14 protein-coding genes are annotated in these 19,402 nt (G+C 72.5%); 7 read left to right on the top strand and 7 right to left on the bottom strand.

What is annotated here, in order from left to right; all coding sequences use genetic code 11:
• Positions 1-55: 55 nt before the first annotated feature.
• Entirely contained in the window at positions 56-1,360 is a 1,305-nt protein-coding gene (locus MED15_RS09250; protein WP_112699080.1) for a sensor histidine kinase, read from the bottom strand.
• 381 nt (positions 1,361-1,741) lie between these two features.
• On the opposite strand from MED15_RS09250, the gene MED15_RS09245 reads away from it, so the two are divergent.
• Genes MED15_RS09245 through hemB form a run of 5 tightly spaced genes read left to right on the top strand, consistent with a single transcriptional unit; the run spans position 1,742 to position 7,452 of the window.
• A complete protein-coding gene (locus MED15_RS09245) occupies positions 1,742-2,512 on the top strand; it encodes a redox-sensing transcriptional repressor Rex (protein ID WP_091402715.1) in 771 nt (256 codons plus the stop codon).
• A complete protein-coding gene (locus MED15_RS09240) occupies positions 2,509-3,906 on the top strand; it encodes a glutamyl-tRNA reductase (RefSeq protein WP_112735357.1) in 1,398 nt (465 codons plus the stop codon). Before MED15_RS09245 ends, MED15_RS09240 begins: the two co-directional genes overlap by 4 nt.
• Positions 3,903-4,871, top strand: coding sequence for a hydroxymethylbilane synthase (gene hemC / locus MED15_RS09235; protein WP_112605225.1), 969 nt, complete (start codon positions 3,903-3,905; stop codon positions 4,869-4,871). The genes MED15_RS09240 and hemC overlap by 4 nt, the downstream gene beginning before the upstream one ends.
• Positions 4,868-6,448 carry a bifunctional uroporphyrinogen-III C-methyltransferase/uroporphyrinogen-III synthase gene (locus MED15_RS09230; RefSeq protein WP_112584249.1) on the top strand — a complete coding sequence of 527 codons (1,581 nt, stop codon included), beginning with the start codon at positions 4,868-4,870 and terminating at the stop codon, positions 6,446-6,448. The genes hemC and MED15_RS09230 overlap by 4 nt, the downstream gene beginning before the upstream one ends.
• A 20-nt stretch (positions 6,449-6,468) precedes the next feature.
• On the top strand, positions 6,469-7,452 hold the full coding sequence (gene hemB / locus MED15_RS09225) for a porphobilinogen synthase (RefSeq protein ID WP_112584250.1): 984 nt from the start codon (positions 6,469-6,471) through the stop codon (positions 7,450-7,452).
• Positions 7,453-7,574: 122 nt separating this feature from the next.
• On the opposite strand, the gene MED15_RS09220 is transcribed toward hemB, so the two are convergent.
• The 5 genes from MED15_RS09220 to MED15_RS09200 all read right to left on the bottom strand — a co-directional run bounded on the left by MED15_RS09220 (position 7,575) and on the right by MED15_RS09200 (position 15,328).
• Positions 7,575-8,504: a CU044_5270 family protein gene (locus tag MED15_RS09220; protein WP_146754781.1), complete on the bottom strand. Its 930-nt coding sequence runs from the start codon at positions 8,502-8,504 to the stop codon at positions 7,575-7,577.
• 17 nt (positions 8,505-8,521) lie between these two features.
• Positions 8,522-9,091 (bottom strand): RNA polymerase sigma factor, encoded by a 570-nt coding sequence (locus MED15_RS09215; RefSeq protein ID WP_112584252.1) that lies wholly within the window; start codon positions 9,089-9,091, stop codon positions 8,522-8,524.
• 169 nt (positions 9,092-9,260) lie between these two features.
• On the bottom strand, positions 9,261-12,539 hold the full coding sequence (locus MED15_RS09210; RefSeq protein ID WP_112735355.1) for a lamin tail domain-containing protein: 3,279 nt from the start codon (positions 12,537-12,539) through the stop codon (positions 9,261-9,263).
• Positions 12,540-12,631: 92 nt separating this feature from the next.
• The gene (locus MED15_RS09205; RefSeq protein ID WP_112584254.1) at positions 12,632-13,648 is read right to left on the bottom strand and encodes a GNAT family N-acetyltransferase; all 1,017 of its coding nucleotides are present in this window, start codon (positions 13,646-13,648) and stop codon (positions 12,632-12,634) included.
• Positions 13,649-13,720: 72 nt separating this feature from the next.
• A complete protein-coding gene (locus MED15_RS09200) occupies positions 13,721-15,328 on the bottom strand; it encodes a lytic transglycosylase domain-containing protein (RefSeq protein WP_112735353.1) in 1,608 nt (535 codons plus the stop codon).
• A gap of 37 nt (positions 15,329-15,365) precedes the next feature.
• Here MED15_RS09200 and MED15_RS09195 point away from each other — a divergent pair, with 37 nt between their 5' ends.
• Both MED15_RS09195 and MED15_RS09190 read left to right on the top strand, forming a co-directional pair.
• Positions 15,366-15,569, top strand: coding sequence for an FmdB family zinc ribbon protein (locus tag MED15_RS09195; RefSeq protein WP_112584256.1), 204 nt, complete (start codon positions 15,366-15,368; stop codon positions 15,567-15,569).
• A 152-nt stretch (positions 15,570-15,721) separates the two neighbouring features.
• Positions 15,722-18,562, top strand: coding sequence for an ATP-binding protein (locus MED15_RS09190; protein WP_112584257.1), 2,841 nt, complete (start codon positions 15,722-15,724; stop codon positions 18,560-18,562).
• A 159-nt stretch (positions 18,563-18,721) separates the two neighbouring features.
• Here the strand turns inward: MED15_RS09190 and MED15_RS09185 are convergent, their stop codons facing one another.
• A complete protein-coding gene (locus tag MED15_RS09185; RefSeq protein WP_112735351.1) occupies positions 18,722-19,261 on the bottom strand; it encodes a phospholipase in 540 nt (179 codons plus the stop codon).
• Between the last annotated feature and the right edge of the window lie 141 nt (positions 19,262-19,402).

The following is a 19,402-nucleotide window of genomic DNA, read 5'->3' as shown; positions in this document are numbered from 1 at the left end:
TGTGTTGTCTACCACGTCCGGCCCGTCGTACGGGCTCGGCGCGGTGCGGGACCGCTCACAGCGGCAGCTCGGCGCGGATCTCGGTGGGGCCGCCGGTCGGGCTGACCACAACCAGTTCGCCACCGGCGGCCCGGACCCGGTCGGCGATGCCGGCGAGCCCGTGCCCCTTCGCCAGGTGCGCGCCGCCCTGCCCGTCGTCGCCCACCCGCACCCGCAGGTGGGTGCCCTTGCGGGCCACGGCCACTGTGGCCTCGGTGGCCCGGCTGTGCTTGGCGACGTTTGTCAGCGCCTCGGACACCACGAAGTACGCGGTGTTCTCCACCGCCGGGTCGAGTCGTCCGGCCGGGGTGCCGAGCTGCGGGTCCACCTGGAGCTCGATCGGGATCAGCCCGCGGCCGGCGATCGCGGCCAGCGCGCTGGGCAGGCCCCGGTCGACCAGGATCGGCGGCGCGATGCCCCGGGACAGCGCCCGCAGCTCGGCCAGCGTGTCCCGGGTCTGGGTGACCGCCTCGTCGATGGTGCGGCCGGCCGCCTCCGGGTCCGAGGCGAGCTGCATCCGGGCCCGGCTGAGGTCCATTGCCAGCCGGACCAGGCGCTGCTGGGGGCCGTCGTGGATGTCACGTTCCAACCGGCGTAGCGCGGAGGCCTCGGCGGACACGGCGGCCCGCTTCTGCTCCTCCAGCACTGTGATCCGGTCGCGCATCTCAGCCACCCCGGTCAGCATCGCCTTGGCGAAGCTGGCCTGGAGCAGCGCGCAGCCCCGCACCACGATCGGCAGGGTGATCAGGAAGAACACCCCGAGCGCGGTGTACAGGCCGATCCGGGCGGTGGTCGAGTCGCCCAGGCCGAGCAGCTGCGCCAGGTCCTGATCACCTTCGCCATCGGCCCGGGGCAGGGCCCAGTCGTACGCCCAGTAGAGCGAGCCGGCGATCGCCGCGGCCCACCAGGACACCGTCACCACGAAGGTGCCCACCGCCGCGATCAGCCGCAGGATGCCGTGCGCCAGGTCGAGCCAGGACTGGGCGTCCCGCATCGGCACGAAGATCCGCCGCCAGGCGTTCGCGCCCGCCTCGGGCAGCCGGTAGTGCGGCCGGATCCGGGGCTGGTGGAGCACCGCGGGCAGCCGCAGCCGCTCGACGTCGGCCAGCCCACGGGCGGTGTACAGGGTGCCGCTGAGGATCGGCAGGCCGATCACAGTGACCACCAGGCCGATGCCGACCGCGAGGCCGACGATGAGGACGACGAAGCTGGCCAGCGCCAGGGGCAGGCCGAGCAGCACGTACCCGGAGTCGACGAAGAGCTGGCGGGGGATGCTCGGTGCCAGCGTCGGTCGGTCGCTGGTGGCGGCAACGGCGGTCATGCTCAAAGGCTAGGCATCTGGGCTCGGCGTCCCCATCCCGAAACCCCGCCTCTCCTCCGTAGTGCTGTCCCTACCACCGCCGGCACCGCCTCTACCACCGCCGTGACGACCCCGGCGCGGGATTGGTCAGAGAAGTCGGGATTGAGCAATAATCGCCCTGGCGGTGAGCGGACCAGGCCGTTCAATCGATCTTGTGGAATGGAGGGGCTGGTGAGGTCGCGCCACGCAGCGACAAGATCGCGATTTGTGCACGTCTTCACAAGCGCCTACGCTGTGACTCCGACGCGCCCTGCTAGCACAGCCGGCAACCTCGGTCGCCAGCGGGAGTCCACAAACGGCCGACCAGCGGAGTTGGCCGAGGATCGCACCGCACGGAGTCTCATGAGTCAGCACCGTCACCCAGGCGCGCCCGGCCGCGCCGGTGCCGTACCGGCGCTCCCGGATCTGCCCGAGGCGACCGTCGCTCGGCTCCCGGAGTACCTGCGCGCGCTGCACAATCTCGCCGACGCCGGGCACGAGACGGTCTCCAGCGAGGGCCTCTCCGCCGCCGCCGGGGTCAACTCCGCCAAGCTCCGCAAGGACCTCTCCCACCTCGGCTCGTACGGCACCAGGGGCGTCGGCTACGACGTCGCGCTGCTGATCGAGCAGATCGAGTATGTGCTCGGGCTCACCCAACGCCGGGCGGTTGCCCTGGTCGGCGTGGGTAATCTCGGTCACGCTCTGGCCGGCTACGACGGCTTCGCCAGCCGGGGCTTCCGGATCGCCGCACTGCTCGACGCCGATCCCTCCCGGGTCGGTGAGGAGATCAACGGCCTGGTAGTCCGGCATGTTGACGACCTACCGACGGTCGCCGCGGAGGAATCCCTCGCGATCGGCGTGATCGCCACCCCGGCCGCCGCCGCCCAGCAGGTCGCCGACCAACTGGTCGCCGTCGGCGTGACGAGCATCCTCAACTTCGCGCCGTGCGTACTCTCGGTTCCGGAGGGGGTCGACGTGCGCAAGGTCGACCTCGCCATCGAGCTGCAGATTTTGTCCTTCCACGAGCACCGCAAGGCGTCGCTGACCGCGCTGCCCGCCACCGGCGGGACCGCTCTCACCGCCCTGCCGGGCGGGTTCGCGGCCACCGACACCCAGGAGGCGATAGGCACGTGAAACTGCTCGTCGTCGGCGCGTCCTACCGGACCGCCCCGGTCGCCACGCTGGAGCAGCTGGCAGTGCCCCCCGCCGACCTGACCCGAACACTGGACCGCCTGGTCGCCCAGCCGTACGTTTCCGAGGCGGTGATCGTCTCCACCTGCAACCGGGTGGAGGTCTACGCCGCCGTGTCCGGTTTCCACGGTGGGCTCGGCGACGTCTGCGCCGTGCTGGCCGAGCAGGCCGGCAGCTCGCCGACCGCGCTCGCCAGCCACCTGTACGTGCACTACGACACCGCGGCCGTCGATCACGTCTTCCGGGTCGCCACCGGTCTGGACTCGATGGTGGTGGGCGAGGCGCAGATCCTCGGCCAGTTGCGTGACGCGTACCACTGGGCCAGCGGCGCCGACTCGGCCGGTCGGCTGCTGCACGAGCTGATGCAGCAGGCGCTGCGGGTCGGCAAGCGTGCCCACGCCGAGACCGGCATCGACCGGGCCGGCCAGAGCGTCGTCACCGCCGCCCTGGAGCTGGCCGCCGGGCACCTCGACGGCGACCTCGTCGGCCACCCGGCCCTGGTGGTCGGCGCCGGTGCGATGGGTTCGCTCGGGGTGGCCACGCTGTCCCGGCTGGGCGCCGGGCCCCTCACCGTCAGCAACCGGGGCGCCGACCGGGCCGTCCGGCTCGCCGAGTCGTACGGGGCGACTGCCGCGCCGATGACCGAGCTGGCCGACACCCTCTCCACAGTGGACATCGTAGTGGCCGCCACCGCGTCCACCGAACCGGTCCTCACCCGGTCGGTGGTCACCGCGGCGCTGGCCGAGCGCGACCCGTCCCGGGGCCCGCTGGTCCTGCTCGACCTGGCCGTACCGCGCGACGTCGAGGAGGGCGTCGCCGAGCTGCCCGGCGTCGAGGTGATCGACATCGACCGGATGGCGGCGCTGCTCGCCGACGGTCCGGCGGCTGCCGACGCCGCGGCGGTCGAACGCATCGTGCTCGGCGAGGTGGAGGGCTTCCTCACCTGGCTGCGCGGCGCCGACGTGGCACCCACAGTGGCCGCGCTGCGCGGCCGGGCCGACGACGTGGTCACCGCCGAGCTGCGCCGACTGGCCCAGCGCCGCCCCGACCTCGGCGACGACCTGCGGGCCGAGGTGGCCCGCACTGTGCACCGGGTTGTGCAGCGGCTGCTGCACCAGCCCACCGTCAAGGTCCGCCAGTTGGCCGCGGAGCCCGGCGGCGACCAGTACGCGGCACTGCTGCGCGAGCTGTTCGACCTCGAGGTGCCGCAGACCTCGCCGGTGGACACCGTCCCGGACGTGCTGACCCCCGACCTCGGCATGGCGCTCCCCGGCACCGACCCGGTGTCCGGAGCCGACGCCGCCGAGCCCACCCCACCCACCGGAGGTGCGCGATGACCGCCCCCCTGCGCCTCGGCACCCGGGGCAGCGCCCTGGCGATGGCCCAGTCCGGCCAGGTCGCCGAGGCGGTGACCGCCGCCACCGGCCGCCCCGTCGAGCTGGTCGAGGTGGTCACCGCGGGCGACCGCTCCAACGCGCCGGTGCACCGGCTGGGCGTCGGGGTGTTCGTCTCCGCCCTGCGTGACGCGCTGACCGCCGGGACGATCGACTTCGCGGTGCACTCGTACAAGGATCTGCCCACGGCCGCCGCCGGTGGGCTGCACATCGCGGCGGTACCGGCCCGGCAGGACCCGCGCGACGCGTTGGTGGCCCGCGACGGCCGGACGCTCGCCGAGCTGCCGCCCGGGGCCACCGTGGGCACCGGAGCGCTGCGTCGGATCGCCCAGTTGCACGCCCTCGGCCTGCAACTGGAGGTCACCCCGATCCGCGGCAACGTCGACACCCGCCTGGGGCGGGTGCTCGGTCCCGAGGCCGACCTCGACGCCGTCGTCCTGGCCCGGGCCGGTCTGGCCCGACTCGGCCGGCTCGACGTGATCACCGAGTCGCTGGACCCGATGCTCATGCTGCCCGCTCCCGCTCAGGGCGCGTTGGCAGTGGAGTGCCGGGTCGACGACCAGGACCTGGTCGAGCTGCTCGCCGTGCTCGACCACGCACCGTCGCGTGCCGCGGTCACCGCGGAACGTGCGTTTCTGGCAACCCTGGAGGCCGGGTGCAGCGCACCCGTCGCCGCCTATGCCGAACTCGCCGAAGGCGAGACCGGCGATGAGATCTACCTGCGCGGGGCGGTGATCAGCCCGGACGGCACTCGTGACCTCCGGCTGTCCCGCACCGGAACGCCCGCCGACGCGGCGGAGATCGGTAAGGCACTCGCCGCCGAACTCCTCGACCTCGGCGCCGACTCGATCCTCGGCCACGAAGGACACACCGGCCCGGGGACCCAGCAATTTGGGAGCACAGAATGACCCGCACCCGTAAGCCCGTCGGCCGTATCGCGTTCGTCGGGGCTGGCCCCGGTGACCCGGGCCTGCTGACCCGTCGGGCCCACGACGCCCTGGTCGACGCCGACCAGGTGATCTACGACCGGGGAGTCCCGGAGTCGTTGCTCACCGTCGTTCGCGCCGAGGCCAGGGACGATGCCGAGTTCACCCCGGCCGAGGGCGCGCCGGGGGACGTGGCGAAGGTGCTGATCTCCGCGGCCCGCTCCGGGCTCAACGCGGTGCACCTCGTGGCCGGCGACCCGTTCGGGCACGACTCGGTGGTCAAGGAGGTGCAGGCGGTGGCCCGCACCGCCGCCCACTTCGAGGTGGTGCCCGGCGTCGGCCAGGCCGAGGGTGTGGCCACCTACGCCGGGGTCCCGCTGCCGGGTGTACGTACGGCCGCCGACGTCGAGGACGTCAGCGCGCTGGACTTCGAGGCGTTGGCCACGGCCGTCGGCCGGGGTTCGCTCGCGCTCGCCGTGGACGCCGGTGACCTCGCCGCCGTCCGCGACGGGCTGCTCGCCGCCGGGGTCGACGGCACCACCGGCGTCGGGGTGACCGGCGACGGCACCGGCGAGACCCAGTACACGACCACGTCGACAGTGGACAGCTTCGTGGCCGCCGCGCTCGGCTTCACCGGCCGGGTGGTGCTCACCGTCGGTGTCGGCGTGGGGCAGCGCGACAAGCTGAGCTGGTGGGAGAACCGCCCGCTGTACGGCTGGAAGGTGCTCGTACCCCGGACCAAGGAGCAGGCCGGCGCGATGAGCGCCCGGCTGCGCGCGTACGGGGCGATCCCCTGCGAGGTGCCGACCATCGCGGTCGAGCCGCCGCGTACCCCGGCGCAGATGGAGCGGGCGGTCAAGGGCCTGGTCGACGGCCGGTACGCCTGGGTGATCTTCACGTCGGTGAACGCGGTCCGCGCGGTCTGGGAGAAGTTCGCCGAGCACGGCCTCGACGCCCGGCACTTCGGCGGCGTCAAGATCGCCTGCATCGGTGAGGCCACCGCGGACGCGGTCCGCGCGTTCGGCATCCAGCCGGAGCTGATCCCCGCCGGGGAGCAGTCCTCGGAGGGCCTGCTGGCCGAGTTCTCGCCGCACGACGAGATCCTCGACCCGGTGGGCCGGGTGCTGCTGCCGCGCGCCGACATCGCCACCGAGACGCTCGCCGCCGGGCTCACCGAGCGCGGCTGGGAGGTCGACGACGTGACCGCGTACCGGACGGTGCGGGCCGCTCCGCCGCCCGCCGAGATCCGCGACGCGATCAAGTCGGGCGGGTTCGACGCGGTGCTCTTCACCTCGTCCTCCACCGTGCGCAACCTGGTCGGCATCGCCGGGAAGCCGCACGCCCGGACGGTTGTTGCCGTCATTGGGCCCAAGACGGCGGAGACCGCGACGGAGTTCGGCCTGCGCGTCGACGTCCAGCCGCCGCACGCCTCGGTGCCCGACCTGGTGGAGGCGCTCGCCGCCTACGCCGTCGAGCTGCGGGAGAAGCTGGCCGCCATGCCGGCCAAGCAGCGCCGTGGCTCGAAGGTGCAGGGCCCGACCGCTCTGCGCTTCCGGTAGTCGTTCGAGGAGGGCCTGCCATGTCGTACCCCGAGATCCGGCCCCGCCGGCTGCGCCGCAACCCGGCGGTCCGCCGGCTGGTGTCCGAGACCCGGGTCGACCCGGCCGAGCTGGTCGTGCCGATGTTCGTTAAGGAGGGGCTGACCGAGCCCCGCGCCATCGGGTCGCTCCCGGGGGTGCTCCAGCACTCCCGGGACTCGCTGCGCAAGGCGGCGGCCGAGGCGGTCCAGGCCGGTGTCGGTGGGATCATGCTCTTCGGCGTGCCGGAGCAGCGGGACCCGACCGGCTCCGGCGGCATCGACCCGAACGGCATCCTCAACGTCGCCATCCGCGACGTGGTGGCCGAGGTGGGCGACGCCACTGTGGTGATGAGCGACCTGTGCCTCGACGAGTTCACCTCGCACGGGCACTGTGGGCTGCTCACCCCCGACGGTGAGGTCGACAACGACTCGACCCTGGCCGCGTACGCCGAGATGGCGGTCGCCCAGGCCGCCGCCGGGGTCGGCATGGTCGGGCCGTCCGGGATGATGGACGGCCAGGTCGGCGTGGTACGCCGGGCCCTCGACGCTGCCGGGTACCAGGACGTCTCCGTGCTGGCGTACGCAGTGAAGTACGCCTCCGCCTTCTACGGCCCGTTCCGGGAGGCGGTGGAGTCGGCGCTGGAGGGCGACCGGCGCACCTACCAGCAGGACCCGGCCAATCTGCGTGAGTCGCTGCGCGAGGTCGCGTTGGACGTCGCCGAGGGCGCCGATCTGGTGATGGTCAAGCCGGCGCTGCCCTACCTCGACGTGGTGTCGGCGGTGCGGGCCGCGGTCGACGTCCCGGTCGCCGCCTACCAGGTCTCCGGGGAGTACGCGATGGTCGAGGCGGCCGCCGCGAACGGCTGGATCGACCGCGAGCGGGTGATGCTGGAGACGCTCACCTCGATCAAGCGGGCCGGTGCGCAGGTCATCCTCACCTACTGGGCCGTCGAGGCCGCCAACCTGCTCCGTCAGCGCTACTGAGCGGCCCCACCTGCACGCGGGCCCGACGATTCGATCGCGCTGAAACAAGGAAATAGTGGCCTCGTCCTCAGGGGAGGCCACTATTTCCAGGATCGAGCGCGATCATCGCCGGGCCCTGACGATCAGGGCAGTTGCCCCGGGCGGTCGACGACCGCCATCTGGGTGATGGCAGTGCTCGTGTACGGCGACTCCTTGCCATCCCGCACGATAAGACGGCGGGTGCCGAGGTAGGCGTGGGTCTCCCGGTCGAAGATCAGGTCGATGTGTGCACCGAACACGCCCGGCGTCCGCAGTGCCACCCCCCGCCGGCCGGCCGCGTCCCGAATCTCGCCGGGCAACACTGTGGCCCCGGGCACCTGGGCCATGGCCTGGAACAGTGCACCGAGCGACTGCGGCGGCACGTACCCCTCAAGCATCCACATTCCGTCGCCGAAGATCGTCGCAGGGTCGTTGCGGATGGCCTCCAGGTCCGCACCGGCGGGCAGATCCACTGGGATCGGGTGATCCCGCAGGTACTGCGCCATCTGCTCCGGCTCGGTGGGCAGGCCCTGGAAGTAGCCGGGCGGCGGCGCCAGGTGCGAGACGTTGTCGGTCCGCCACTCGTCGGGGCGGCTCTCCAGCCTCCGCCGCTGCTGCCAGGTGGGGTCGTCGCCGACCGGCACCCAGCGCTGGAGCCGCTCCTGGGTGTACGGGCCGGCATCCGGCCGATCCCGCGAGGTGAGTCGCAGTTCGATGAAGAGGAACTGGCCGGGGCGCGCCACCAGGTCGGGCTGCTGCCGGGCCGTATCCGCGGCGTCGGTCAGGATCTCGGCCGCGTTCGCCGTCGGTGGCGCGTCGTCCACCGTCTGCACCACCAACCCGCCGATGGTCAGCAGGGCGGCCAGCCCACCGACCCCGGCCAGGCGCCAGCCCGGCGTCCGCCACCGTAAGCCTCGGCGGGCTGCACGAACGGGAGGCGCGGTCGGCGCCGGGTCGGAGGTCTGGTTCGTGACGTGGTCCCGCAACTCGCCGAGGAGTCGTTCCTCGAAGTTGCCCAGTGGGGTGTGGGTCATGGTGATCATCCCTCCGATCAGACGAGTGCGGATTCGGACTGTGCGAGCGCGAGGCGTACCGCGCGGCGTGCCCGGTGCACGCGGACCCGGGCTGCGACCGGGGAGATGCCGAGCGCGTCGGCGGCGTCCGCCACGGACAGGCCGTCGACGGCGACGAGTTCCAACAGGGTGCGGGTGCGCTCCGGTAGGCCGCGCAGCGCCTGGTAGGTGCGGCGGGCCAGCGCCTCGGCGTCGATGCGTTCCTCGATCCGGGCGATGTCGTCGGCATCGAGCAGCCGTCGTCCCGCTATGCGACCGCTGGCCCGCAGGAGTCGGGTCGCCCGCCGATGTTCGGCCGCGATGACGTTGCGAGCCACGCCGAAGAGCCAGCCCAACTCGCTGCCCCGCTCCGGCCGGTAACTGGTCGCACTGTCAATCACCGCGAGGAACACCTCGGCCGTGAGATCGGCGGCAGTGTGGGGGTCGTCAACACGACGGGCGACGAACCGGCTGATCGTCTCGACGTGCCGCCGGTAGAACCGCTCGAACGCCTCGGGGTCCGCGCCGATGGCCGCCAGGCCGTCCCCGCCTGGGCTCGGGATAGTCACAGGCCGTCCTCTCGTTGGCCGTCCTTACACCCCTTCATTGGCTCGGCGGCGGCACTGTGTTACGTCCCAGGGCAAGGTCATGCCGAAACGCGGATGTAGTGGCCTCCTGGTCCGCGGAGGCCACTACATCCTGGATCGAGCGCGATCACGCGCGGCTGAGCGGAAACCGTCAGTCGTCGTTGGTGATCGTTCCGGTCGCGAGTGGATCAGCCAGCCGCAGGCCGGGCACGCCGGCCACCAGCAGCGTCAACTTCTCGTCCGCCTCCCGCTTGCGGTCACCGCGCACCGACACCGGGAACGCCACCGACGTCTGCCCGGCGGCCAACACCTTGCAGCCGGCGTACGGGTCGAAGTCCGAGCCCGCCTGCGCCGTGAGGCCGACGGTGGCGGCGCAGAGCAGCACCGACTGGGACAGCGGCCGGGACACGGTGGCGGTGAAGGTGAGCTGCCGGGTGCCCTGGTTGCCCTCGGCCACCGCCGTGTCGGCCACTGTCAAGGACGCTCGGGACCGGAACCGGGCCACCTGCGGATCGTGGTCACTGGAACCGCGCGACCCGTCACCGGCGAACTCCGCCGGCCAGTCGGCGTTGATGTGCGCTGCCCGCACCTGCACCAGGTCGCCGTAGAACGCGTCGTTGACGAACAGGTGGTCGAGTGTCTGCGCCTGCCCCTCGAAGCTGTACGAGTAGGCCGAGGCGGGCACGTCCGCGACGAGGTTGTCCCACAGGTTGTGCAGGCCCGCCTCGTAGAGCGGGGCGAGCTGGTCCGACGGCGTGGGCTGCTCGCCGGTGGCGATGGGATCGTCCGGGCGGGGGAACACGTTCAGGTCCCCGCCGTAGACCACCCGGGCGGTCTGGTCGGCCGCCTCGATCGCGGTCACGATCGCCGCGCCGTAACGCGCCTGCTCCCGCCGCTGCCCGACCCGGCTGTCCGGGCCGGAGGAGTAGTGGTTGCTGAGCGCGTACAGGGTGAACCGCTCGGTCGAGCCTGGCGCCGCGGCCACGCTGAACTTGCCCAACTGCGGAGCACGGGTGAAGACGTTGCTCCCGTCCCGACCGGTCGAGGTGTCCACATCCGCCGGCAACACCGCGTTGAGGGCCTTCGGGTTCTGCACGTCGGCGTTGGCCGGCAACCCCGCGGCCCGGTACTGGACGGTCGGTGCCGACCCCAGCAGGGGGTCCGCCACCGTCGCGGCCGCCAGCGACACCCGGTCCGTGCGGTACAGGAAGGCCGCTGTGATACCGCGGGCGTCCGCGCCGGTCCGGTCATAGGCGGCGGCGTACGTGGGCCCACCGGCCGCCGCGACCGTCAGCGCCAACTCCTGGATGCTGTCCGGAGCACCATCGGCGTTGTTGGTGTCGCCGCAGCTCAGCGCCGCACCGGAGACCGTGCAGATGTCCTGGTCCTCGGCCTCCTGCACCAGGATCAGGTCCGGTGCGTGCAGGTCGGTGACGATCTGGTCGGCGAGCGCGGCCAACTGCTCGCGGTACTCCGCCTCGCTGCCCGGGACGTAGTCGAACGGCGGGTCGACGCCCACGCAGCCGGCGTTACCGGCGAAGTCGCAGCCGTCGAACGGGTCGTCGCGGTAGTCGTACAGGTTCTCCACGTTGTAGGTGGCCACGGCCACCTCCTGCGACCGGTCGGCCGGCTTGGGCGGGTTGTTCTTCGACGGGTCGGCCCCGGCGGCGAACTCCGCCCGCTCGACCTGGACGCCGTACTTCTCGAACGAGTAGTAGACCCCGCCCACCGCGTCCGCCCGCAGCGTGTCGAAGGTGTGCGCCGGCGGGAGCAGCGCGGCGCTGTCCCCGGCGGTGGCCTTCACGCCCATGCTGCCGAGCAGCGTCCGCTGGCCGTTGCCGTCGTCGAAGCGGCGGGTCGGGTCGTTGTCCAGTGGGTGCGAATCACGGAAGACCCGCCGGGAGTAAGCGTCGGCGCGGTCCAGCAGCGGGTCGTCGCGGTCGACCACCCACAGCTCCGCGTCGGCAGTGGAGGAGAAGACGTCCCGGCCGCTCACCGCGCCGCTGCCCGCGCGTACCCGGATCCGGGAACCCTCGTGCCGCTCCCAGAAGCGCTGCGCGTCGATCAGCACGGCCGGCGGCACCGCGTCGGCCACCGCGACCGCGCTGTCCACGACCAGCCCACCGCCGACCCGGCGGACCAGCGACGCGCCGGAGAGCTGGGTGAAGTTGTAGTACTCAGACACCCGGGCCCGCAGCACCACCTCGTCGCCGACCGTCGGCACGTAACCGCCGATCAGCGAGGTGAACGTGCCCATGAACACGAAGATGCCGTCGGAGCTGGTCGGGTCGCCGTCGGTGTCACCAACGCGGCTCTGCAGGAAGAAGCCGTGCTGCTCCGCCCCGGCCGAGGTGCGGGCCAGGGTCAACTGGGTGATCACGCCGCGTACGTCGTACAGCGTGCTGCTCGTGCCGTTGCCGCTCGCCGGTGCGAGCGGTGACCGGTCGCTCGGACCGGACTCGGTGTCGGTGGTCGGACCCTGCACCTCGCCGACGGTCAGCTCCCGGGTCACCTGCACGGCCAGCGCGCAGCTCGCGGTGCCACCGCCCGCGTCGGTCGCGGTGAGGGTGACTGTGTACGCCCCGGCGGCGAGGTCGGCGCTCACGCCGACCGTGGCGCGGGCGGTGCCGCCCACCCCGTCGGCGGGGGTGAACGCGGTACGGGTGATCGAGCCGGAGGTCGGGCTCGGGCTGATCGCGGTCACCGCCAGGTCGACGATCGTGTCGTCGGGGTCGGCGGCGGTCACCTCGCGGCTCGCGGCCGTGCCGGCGGCGGTGACCAGCGGCCCGCCACAGGTCAGCGTGGCCGGCACGTCGACCGGGCCACCGCCGTCCACGGTGTGCGCGCCCAGCCCGTCGAACGTGTCGACGGGGAAACCGGCCCACTGCGTGGCGGGGTCGAACGCGTCCGACGGGTCGGTGTCACCGGCGGCCACGTTCGGCAGTCGACGCACTGTGTTGTCAGCGGTGCTGGTGACGCCGGCGCCCCACTCGGTGCCCGGGTCGACGCCCACCTGGCCGATCGAGTCGAGCACTGTGGTGCCCCGGCGCAGCACGATCGCGTCGTCACCGTTGAAGAGGCTCGCCCCGGTGGTCTGGTCGGCCTGGGCGAGGATGGCGGCCCCGGCCGAGGCGCTGGCGAACACGAACGCGTCTCCGGCCGCCACGCTGCCGGTCAGGGCGATCGTGGTGGCCGTGGTGGAGCCGTTGAAGTAGAGCTGCAACTGGTAGCCACCGGCCGCCAGGTCGACGGCGGCGCCCGTGCCGTTGAACAGCTCGATCGCCTTGTTGTTCGACGAACCCTCGACGTACTCCGAAATGAACAGGTCGGTGGGCGCGGCGCTGGCCGCGGTGGGTGCGACGCCGAGCGCCGTGACGGTCACGGCGGCGGTGGCGGTCGCGAGCGCGGCGATTGAGCGGCGCGGGCGCATAGGGCCTCCACGATGGGTGGATGGGGGTCAACGCACGTTAAGGTGCGCGACTGTCCACCGTCCATCCCCTAATGGACAGTTTCGTGAATTTCTCAGCGCGGCGGATCGAGGCGGTGCACCAGCTCAGCGACGTCGACGCTGTATTCGCACCAGTCCCGGTCGGGGCGGTAGCCCAGCTCCGCATTGACCTTCAACATCGCCTCGTTGGCCTGCGCGTTCCAGGTTTGCACCTCGATCAGCTCCGGCTCGGCGGAGCGCAACTCCAGCAGCATCCGGGCCTTGATCGCCCGATCGATGCCGTAACCCCGGTGATCCTGCGCGACGATCGTGTCGTACTGGTCGGCGCGGGTCGGGTGCTGCGCCGGCACCACCACCTCGGTCAGGCCGGCCACCTCGCCGCTCTGCTCGTGCCGGGCGAGCACGATGTACGGCTTCATGCCCCGCCGGTGCAGCGTGTCGAGGCTGTCCCGCAGCCGCTCCGGGTCGTAGGAGCTGGGGCGCAGCTCACCGTCGTCGACGTCGCGCACCTCGGCCTTGGCCCGCGCGTACGCCTCGATCAGGTCGTCCGGCGGCCCGCCCGGAAAGAACTGCAGCTGGTAGCCCGCGCTGATGCCGGTGGCCATCTCGGCCAGCTCGGCCCAGTCCACCGCGGTCAGGTCGAGCACGCTGCGCGTCTCCACGTACTCCCGGTTGAAGCCGAGCGACTCGTAGAACCCGACCGCCGGCGTGTCGCCGACGACCTCGACCCCGATCGACCGGAAGCCCTCCTGATAGACCCGGCGTGCGGCGCGCAGCACCAGGTCACGGCCGAGGCCGGTGCGCCGGGCGGACGGGTGCACCAGCACCTCGAGCACGCCGATGTCACCCAGAAGGAGTACGTGCACCTGGCCGATCACCTCGCCCGTGTCGCCCGGGGCGGTCGGCTCGGCCTGGGCGATCCAGGAAATCCGCCGCTCGCCGGGCATCACCTCGGCGAGGTACTCCCGCAGCGAAGCCTCCCGCCAGGGCGGATCCTGCGGCAGATCGGCCGCCAGAACCGCGTTCAGCGTGGCCAACAGCGACGCGATCTCGGCGGACGACGCGGTCCTGGGGTCCCACTCGCGCACCATCACCCGTCTAGCTTGCCGCTAACAGAGGCCCGGGGGAAGTGTCCAGTTCTCCAACGTATCGAGACGATCACTTCACGACCGACTGGCCCGTCCGTACCGGTTCGCGGTGTCGTAGACGTCCTGGGCGTACCGCCGGACGTCGTTGTAGGAGAGGATCGCGTTCCACCAGTCGCCCGCAATGCTCAGGTTTCGACCACCCTTGCAGAGGTAATTGCCCGCTGCCAGGGCTGCGTCGTCCAGGTCGTGCGGGTCCTTGCGGCCGTCGTTGTCCGCGTCCGCGCCGATCTCCTGCCAGGTGGTCGGGATGAACTGCATCGGGCCGATGGCGCGGTCGAGGGTCGCGTCCCCGTCGAGCGCCCCACGGTCGGTGTCGATGATCCGCATCCGACCCTCCTTCCCGTCCAGCGGCAGCCCGAAGATGTTGGGCACCGCCTTGCCGTCCTGCCCCAACCGCGCCCCGTTGGTCGAGCCGTGATCCGATTCGACCTTTCCGATCGCGGCCAGCGTGGTCCAGCTCAGCGCACAGCTGCGGTTGGACTGGGCGAGCACCAGCTCGGCGTAGCCGTACGCCTGCATGGCGACCGCCGGGACGCCGACCTTGGCGCCGACCTGCTGCGCCCAGCCGGCCAGGGCGTCCGACGGTCGGCCACCGATCACCGAGCCGGTCGGCAGCCCGTTGCCGGGCAACCCGCCGGTGGGCAGCGGAAGGGTCGGCAGCGGCCCGGTGGGCAGCGGGCTGGTCGGCAGGCCGGACGGCATCCCCGGCGCTGCGACCCCGCTCGGCGTGGCCGAGGCGTCGACAGCGACCGGGCGGGGTGAGCGGATCGCGGCCGGTACGAGCAGCGCTCCCGCCGCGGCGGTCGCGGCCACCAGCGCCAGCAGGAAGACGCCGGGCAGGGTCAGCCGACCACTCGGCCGGCGTGCCCAGGCGCGGGTCGCCTGGGCTGCGGCGGCCGCTGCCCGGCGTGGCGGCAGACGTACCGCGTGGGCGAACTGCACCCGCCGCCGACGGGCCGGGTCGGACGCCGGCACGACCGGGATCTCATCCACAGTGGTCTTCGCCGGGTCCGCGGCACCGGTCTTCGCGTCATCGGCTGACGTGTCGGCGCTCGACGCGCCGGCCGCCTTCGACGCGGACAAGCCGCTGGCGCTGCCGTCCGCCTTCGAGGCGTCGGCTTTCGCGTCCTCGGCTTTCGCGGCGTCGGCCTTGGGGGCGTCGGCCTTCGCGTCCTCGGCCCTGAGGGTGTCGGTCTTCTGGTCCTCGGGTTTTGCAGCGTCGGCCTTGAGGTCCTCGGCTTTACCAATCTCGGCCTTCGCGGCCTCGGCCTTCGCGGACTCGGCCTGGGGGGCGGCTGCTGGGCTTGCGGCCGCCGGGACGGGTTCGGCCGGAACTTTCGTGCCGGTGGCGCTCGCGTCCGGTTCGGACCCGGCGGAGTCGGACGCGGTGGGCTTGGCCGCTGGCGGAGCCGGCGCGGTGGCCGCCGGCGTGGTGGCCGGCGGCGTGGTCGGCGCGGACGCGGAACGCCCGCTCAGCCAGGGGCGGCGGGGGCGGGGCACCTTGCGCACCGGGTCGGGCGCGGCCCCTGAGCCTTCGAGCGGCCCGTCCAGCGGCGCGGCCGGTCGTAACGGTTGCACATGCGTGTCGTCCTCGCCGTCCACCACCTGTCGAGTATCACCCATGCTCCGCGAACCGCCAGATCCACGTACCCTGGGTGCCATGCCCCGGTACGAGTTCCGCTGCCGCGCCTGCGGCGACACCTTCGAGGTCAACCGTTCGATGGCGGCGGCCGGTGAGCCGGCCAGCTGCCCACAGGGACACGCCGACACGGTCAAGCTTCTTTCCGCGGTCGCGGTCACCGGCCGCAGTGGTGCCCCGGCACCCGCTGGTGGTGGCTGCTGCGGCGGCGCCTGCGGCTGCTGATCGGGCCAATTCGGCGCCGCCTGGTGGGCCGGCCTTGCCGGGAGCGGGTCCGAGTGGCACGTTGAGGCGGCACTTGCCCGGCCGTTCTCACGATGTGTGATCGTTCGGATTCAGGCAGCATGAACCCGACGTCACGGGCGGAGGTTCCTCGCATGTCGCCACGGATCCAGCTCCCGAGCGGTTGGGTGACCTTCGTATTTACCGATATCGAGGGCTCGACCCGGCTGGCTCAGCTGCTCGGCCCGGACTACCGCCCGGTGCTCGCCGAGCATCGACGGCTGCTGCGCCGCACGCTGGCCAGCACGGGTGGCGCGGAGCTGCTGACCGAGGGCGACTCGTTCTTCCTGGCCTTCGAGGAAGCGACCGCGGCGATGACCGCGTGCCTGACCGCCCAGCGGGCACTGTCCAGCCACGACTGGCCCACCTCCGAGGCCGCGCCCCGGGTGCGGATGGGCCTGCACACCGGCTATGCCGAGCCACGCGACGGCGAGTACGCCAGCCCCGAGGTGCACCGGGCTGCCCGGGTGGCGGCCGCCGCGCACGGCGGGCAGGTGCTCTGCACCGCGTCCACCGCACGGCGGGCCGAGCCGATGCCGCCGGGTGCGACCCTGCTCGACCTGGGCCTGCACCGACTGCGCGGCTTCGACGACCGGGAACGACTGTTCCAACTGGTCGCCCCGGGTCTGGAGCGGCAGTTCCCCCGGCCCCGCACCGCCGACGCGGTAGCGCACAACCTGCCCACCCAGGTGACCTCGTTCGTCGGCCGGCAGGCCGAGCGCATCGAGTTGGGCCTGCTGGTGCGTCAACACCGCCTGGTCACCGTGCTGGGCGCCGGCGGCGCGGGCAAGACCCGGCTCGCGGTGGAGCTGGCCAGCGGAGTTGTCGAGGCGTACCCGGACGGGGTCTGGTTCGTCGACATCGCCTCGGTGACCGACCCGGGGCTGGTGGCGTTCGCCATCGCCGCCGTGCTCGGCCTGCGTCCCGAGCCGGGCCGGCCGATGCTGGACACCCTCGTCGAGTACGCGGCCGGCCGCCGGATGCTTGTCGTACTGGACACCTGCGACACCCAACCGGCCGCCTGCGCAGAGGTGATCGCGCGTCTGCTGTCCGGCGGGGGCGGCGTACGGGTGCTGGCCACCAGTCGTGAGTCGTTCAGCCTGCCCGGCGAGGTGGTGTGGCGGATTCCGCCGCTCTCGGTCGACCCGCGCGCGGACGGTGCGGAGAGCGACGCGGTGGCGCTGCTGCTGGACCGTACGGCGGCGGCGCGCGGTGGTCGGCAGCCCGACCCGGCCGAGTCCGCCGACCTGCGCCGGGTCGTGCAGCGGTTGGACGGTCTGCCTCTCGCCATCGAGTTGGCCGCCGCCCGGCTGCGGGTGCTCTCCGTCGGCCAGCTCGCCGAGCGGCTGGACGACGTCCTCGGCACCCTGGACGCCGGCCGGGAGGACCCGGATCCGCCGCCGGTGGAGCGGGGCTGGTCCGGCAACCAGCAGGACACCGTGGACCTGGTCGCGGCGGCGGCCGGGGCGTCACCGCCCACGCCGGCGAGCCGAGCGGTGCAGCGCTCGGCCACCGAACGACATATGACCATGCAGGCCACCGTCACCTGGTCCTACCGGACGCTGGGGCCCCGGGCCGCCCGCCTGCTGCGGTGGCTGGCGGTCTTCGCCGGCCCGGTGGATCTGGCGACTGTGGAGTGGTTGCTGGGTGACGATCCGCTGGATCCGCTCTCGGTCCTGGTCGACAAGTCGATGGTGCTGGCCGAGCCGCGTGCCGCCGGCAGCACCTACCGGATGCTCGACCCCATCCGGGCGTACGCGGCGCGGCGGTTGGCCGAGGCGGGTGAGGAGCAGGCCGCTCGGGACCGGCACGTGGCCTGGTCGGCGCACGCGTTGGACCGGGCCCATCTGGGCCAGGACGGCCGACCGGTGACGCTGTCGTTGTATGCCCTCGATCCACTGGCCGGGGAGTTGCGCGCCGCGCTGCGGTGGTGCGCCACCGGCGGGAGCGCGCGTGCCGGTCTCGGTCTGGCGGGTGGGCTGGACCAGTGGTGGCTGGAGCGGGGCCTGGCCCGCGAGGGGCGGCTGTGGCTGTTCCGGCTGTACGGACGAATTGCGGAGACGGGGGAGCGGATCCCGGAGGCGGAGATGGCGGCGGCGTACCACATGCATTCGCTGCATGCCAGCGCCGACGGCGAGTTCGCCGAGGAGCTGCGCTACTCCCAGCGGGCGGAGGCGGCGGCGCGGCAGGCCGGCGACGCCGGGTTGCTGGCCCGGGTGCTCGCCGGCAGGGCCGCGCCCCTGGTCGACATGGGGCAGTTCGTCGAGGCCGAGCGGGTGTGCCGGGAGGTCATCGACTGGGCGCACGGGCAGGACGTGGTCGGCGAGGCGCTGTTCGCGGTCTTCAGCCTGGCCGAGCTGCTCTGGCGGCGGGGCGCCCTGGAGGAGGCGGCGGAACTGCTGGGCGCGGTCCGTCCGGTGGAGGCGGCCCGGCCCGTGGAGCGGGGCAGGCGTTCGGTGGACATGCTGCTCGGCATGGTCGCGCTGGCCCGCGGCGACGTGATCGCCGCACACGAGCATCTGCTGGTGGCGTTGCGCTCCCGGATGGGCCACGGCTACCACGGGCGGGCGTGCGACACCTTGAACGCGGTCGCGGTGCGCTGCGCGATCGGCGGGGAGCGGTTGACCGCCGCCCGCCTGTTCGGGGCCGCGCAGGCCACCCGGGCGAGCATGCGTGCCACCCCCGGCATCTTCGGCGGTTACTGGGCCGAGCAGCAGGGGGAGTTGCGCGCGGTACTGGGCGACGCGGCCTTCGACGACGCGTACGGCGAGGGTGCGGAGCTGGGGCTGGACGAGGCCGCGGCGCTGGCACTCGACGTGGAACACCCGGACCTGGCGGCGGACTCGACCCGCTTCAGCACTGGCCTGTCCCAACCAACCCCCCGCCGTCCCGCCGACCCCGACCGCCATCCAGCCACCCGAACCGAACGCGCCTAACCCACCCCACCCTGCCCTCCCCACCCCCACCCCCACCCTTGTTGATCAAGAGGTTTGCGTCAGGAAACGCGCTCCCGATGACCGAAACCTCTTGATCAACGCGGGCGGTGGGGGGGGTGGGGGGTGGTGGGGGGGGAGGGTGGAGTTAGTGGGGTGGGGTTAGTGGGTTGCTGCGGCTTTGGCTTCGGCTTGGGCCTTCATTCGGGCTGCGCGGTCGATGTCGGCCTGCTGGACGGCCGCTATCGAACCGAAGATGCTGACCGCCTGGTAGTAGGTCCAGGCCAGGCTGTAGCAGGCCGGCCGGACGACCGAGTTGTACGTGGTGCAGACGCGCTTCAGGTCCTCGTAGAAGGCGCTGTCGAGGCGGGACTTGTTGGCGGAGAACTGGCCGACCGCCTTGTAGTTGCGGTAGCCGAAGTCGTGCCGGTAGCAGCCCAGGTTGAAGGTGAAGCCGAGCGGGTTGTCCGGGCTGGACGAGCAGTAGTCGGTGGACCAGTTGAAGTTGTACTCGGCCCAGGGTGCCCGGTTGACCCGGGCGCTGTTCCACGAGTTGTAGCTGGACGCGCTGGTCTGGGTCCAGCTGGACAGCACGGAGAGCCGTTGGGCGGGGGTGACGGCGGCGGCGGGGGAGGCGATGGCGAGGGTGGCGAGCAGCGCTAACGCGCCCGAGGCGATCAGGGTGGCGAGACGTCGGGGCACGGGTTACCTCCGCGGGGGTGAGCGGGTGGGACGGAAGTTACCGGCGGGTTACCGGATGTCGATGAGTGTCGATCAGCTGATCAACTGGGCGGTATGCGCATCGCCAACTATTGGTGACATACGTTGAAACAGACGAATGCC

This window comes from Micromonospora noduli, assembly GCF_003264475.1.
Taxonomy (GTDB): Bacteria; Actinomycetota; Actinomycetes; order Mycobacteriales; family Micromonosporaceae; genus Micromonospora; species Micromonospora noduli.
The sequence above is the reverse complement of the archived record's forward strand: the minus strand, read 5'-3'. Positions and strand labels throughout refer to the sequence as shown.

Bases quoted from the DNA above. Each gene is read 5' to 3' on its own strand.
- hemB (WP_112584250.1), top strand. From the start codon at position 6,469: ATGTCGTACCCCGAGATCCGGCCCCGCCGGCTGCGCCGCAACCCGGCG.
- MED15_RS09210 (WP_112735355.1), bottom strand. From the start codon at position 12,539: ATGCGCCCGCGCCGCTCAATCGCCGCGCTCGCGACCGCCACCGCCGCC.
- MED15_RS09195 (WP_112584256.1), top strand. From the start codon at position 15,366: ATGCCCCGGTACGAGTTCCGCTGCCGCGCCTGCGGCGACACCTTCGAG.
- MED15_RS09230 (WP_112584249.1), top strand. From the start codon at position 4,868: ATGACCCGCACCCGTAAGCCCGTCGGCCGTATCGCGTTCGTCGGGGCT.
- MED15_RS09250 (WP_112699080.1), bottom strand. From the start codon at position 1,360: ATGACCGCCGTTGCCGCCACCAGCGACCGACCGACGCTGGCACCGAGC.
- MED15_RS09245 (WP_091402715.1), top strand. From the start codon at position 1,742: ATGAGTCAGCACCGTCACCCAGGCGCGCCCGGCCGCGCCGGTGCCGTA.
- MED15_RS09190 (WP_112584257.1), top strand. From the start codon at position 15,722: ATGTCGCCACGGATCCAGCTCCCGAGCGGTTGGGTGACCTTCGTATTT.
- hemC (WP_112605225.1), top strand. From the start codon at position 3,903: ATGACCGCCCCCCTGCGCCTCGGCACCCGGGGCAGCGCCCTGGCGATG.
- MED15_RS09200 (WP_112735353.1), bottom strand. From the start codon at position 15,328: ATGGGTGATACTCGACAGGTGGTGGACGGCGAGGACGACACGCATGTG.
- MED15_RS09220 (WP_146754781.1), bottom strand. From the start codon at position 8,504: ATGACCCACACCCCACTGGGCAACTTCGAGGAACGACTCCTCGGCGAG.
- MED15_RS09205 (WP_112584254.1), bottom strand. From the start codon at position 13,648: ATGGTGCGCGAGTGGGACCCCAGGACCGCGTCGTCCGCCGAGATCGCG.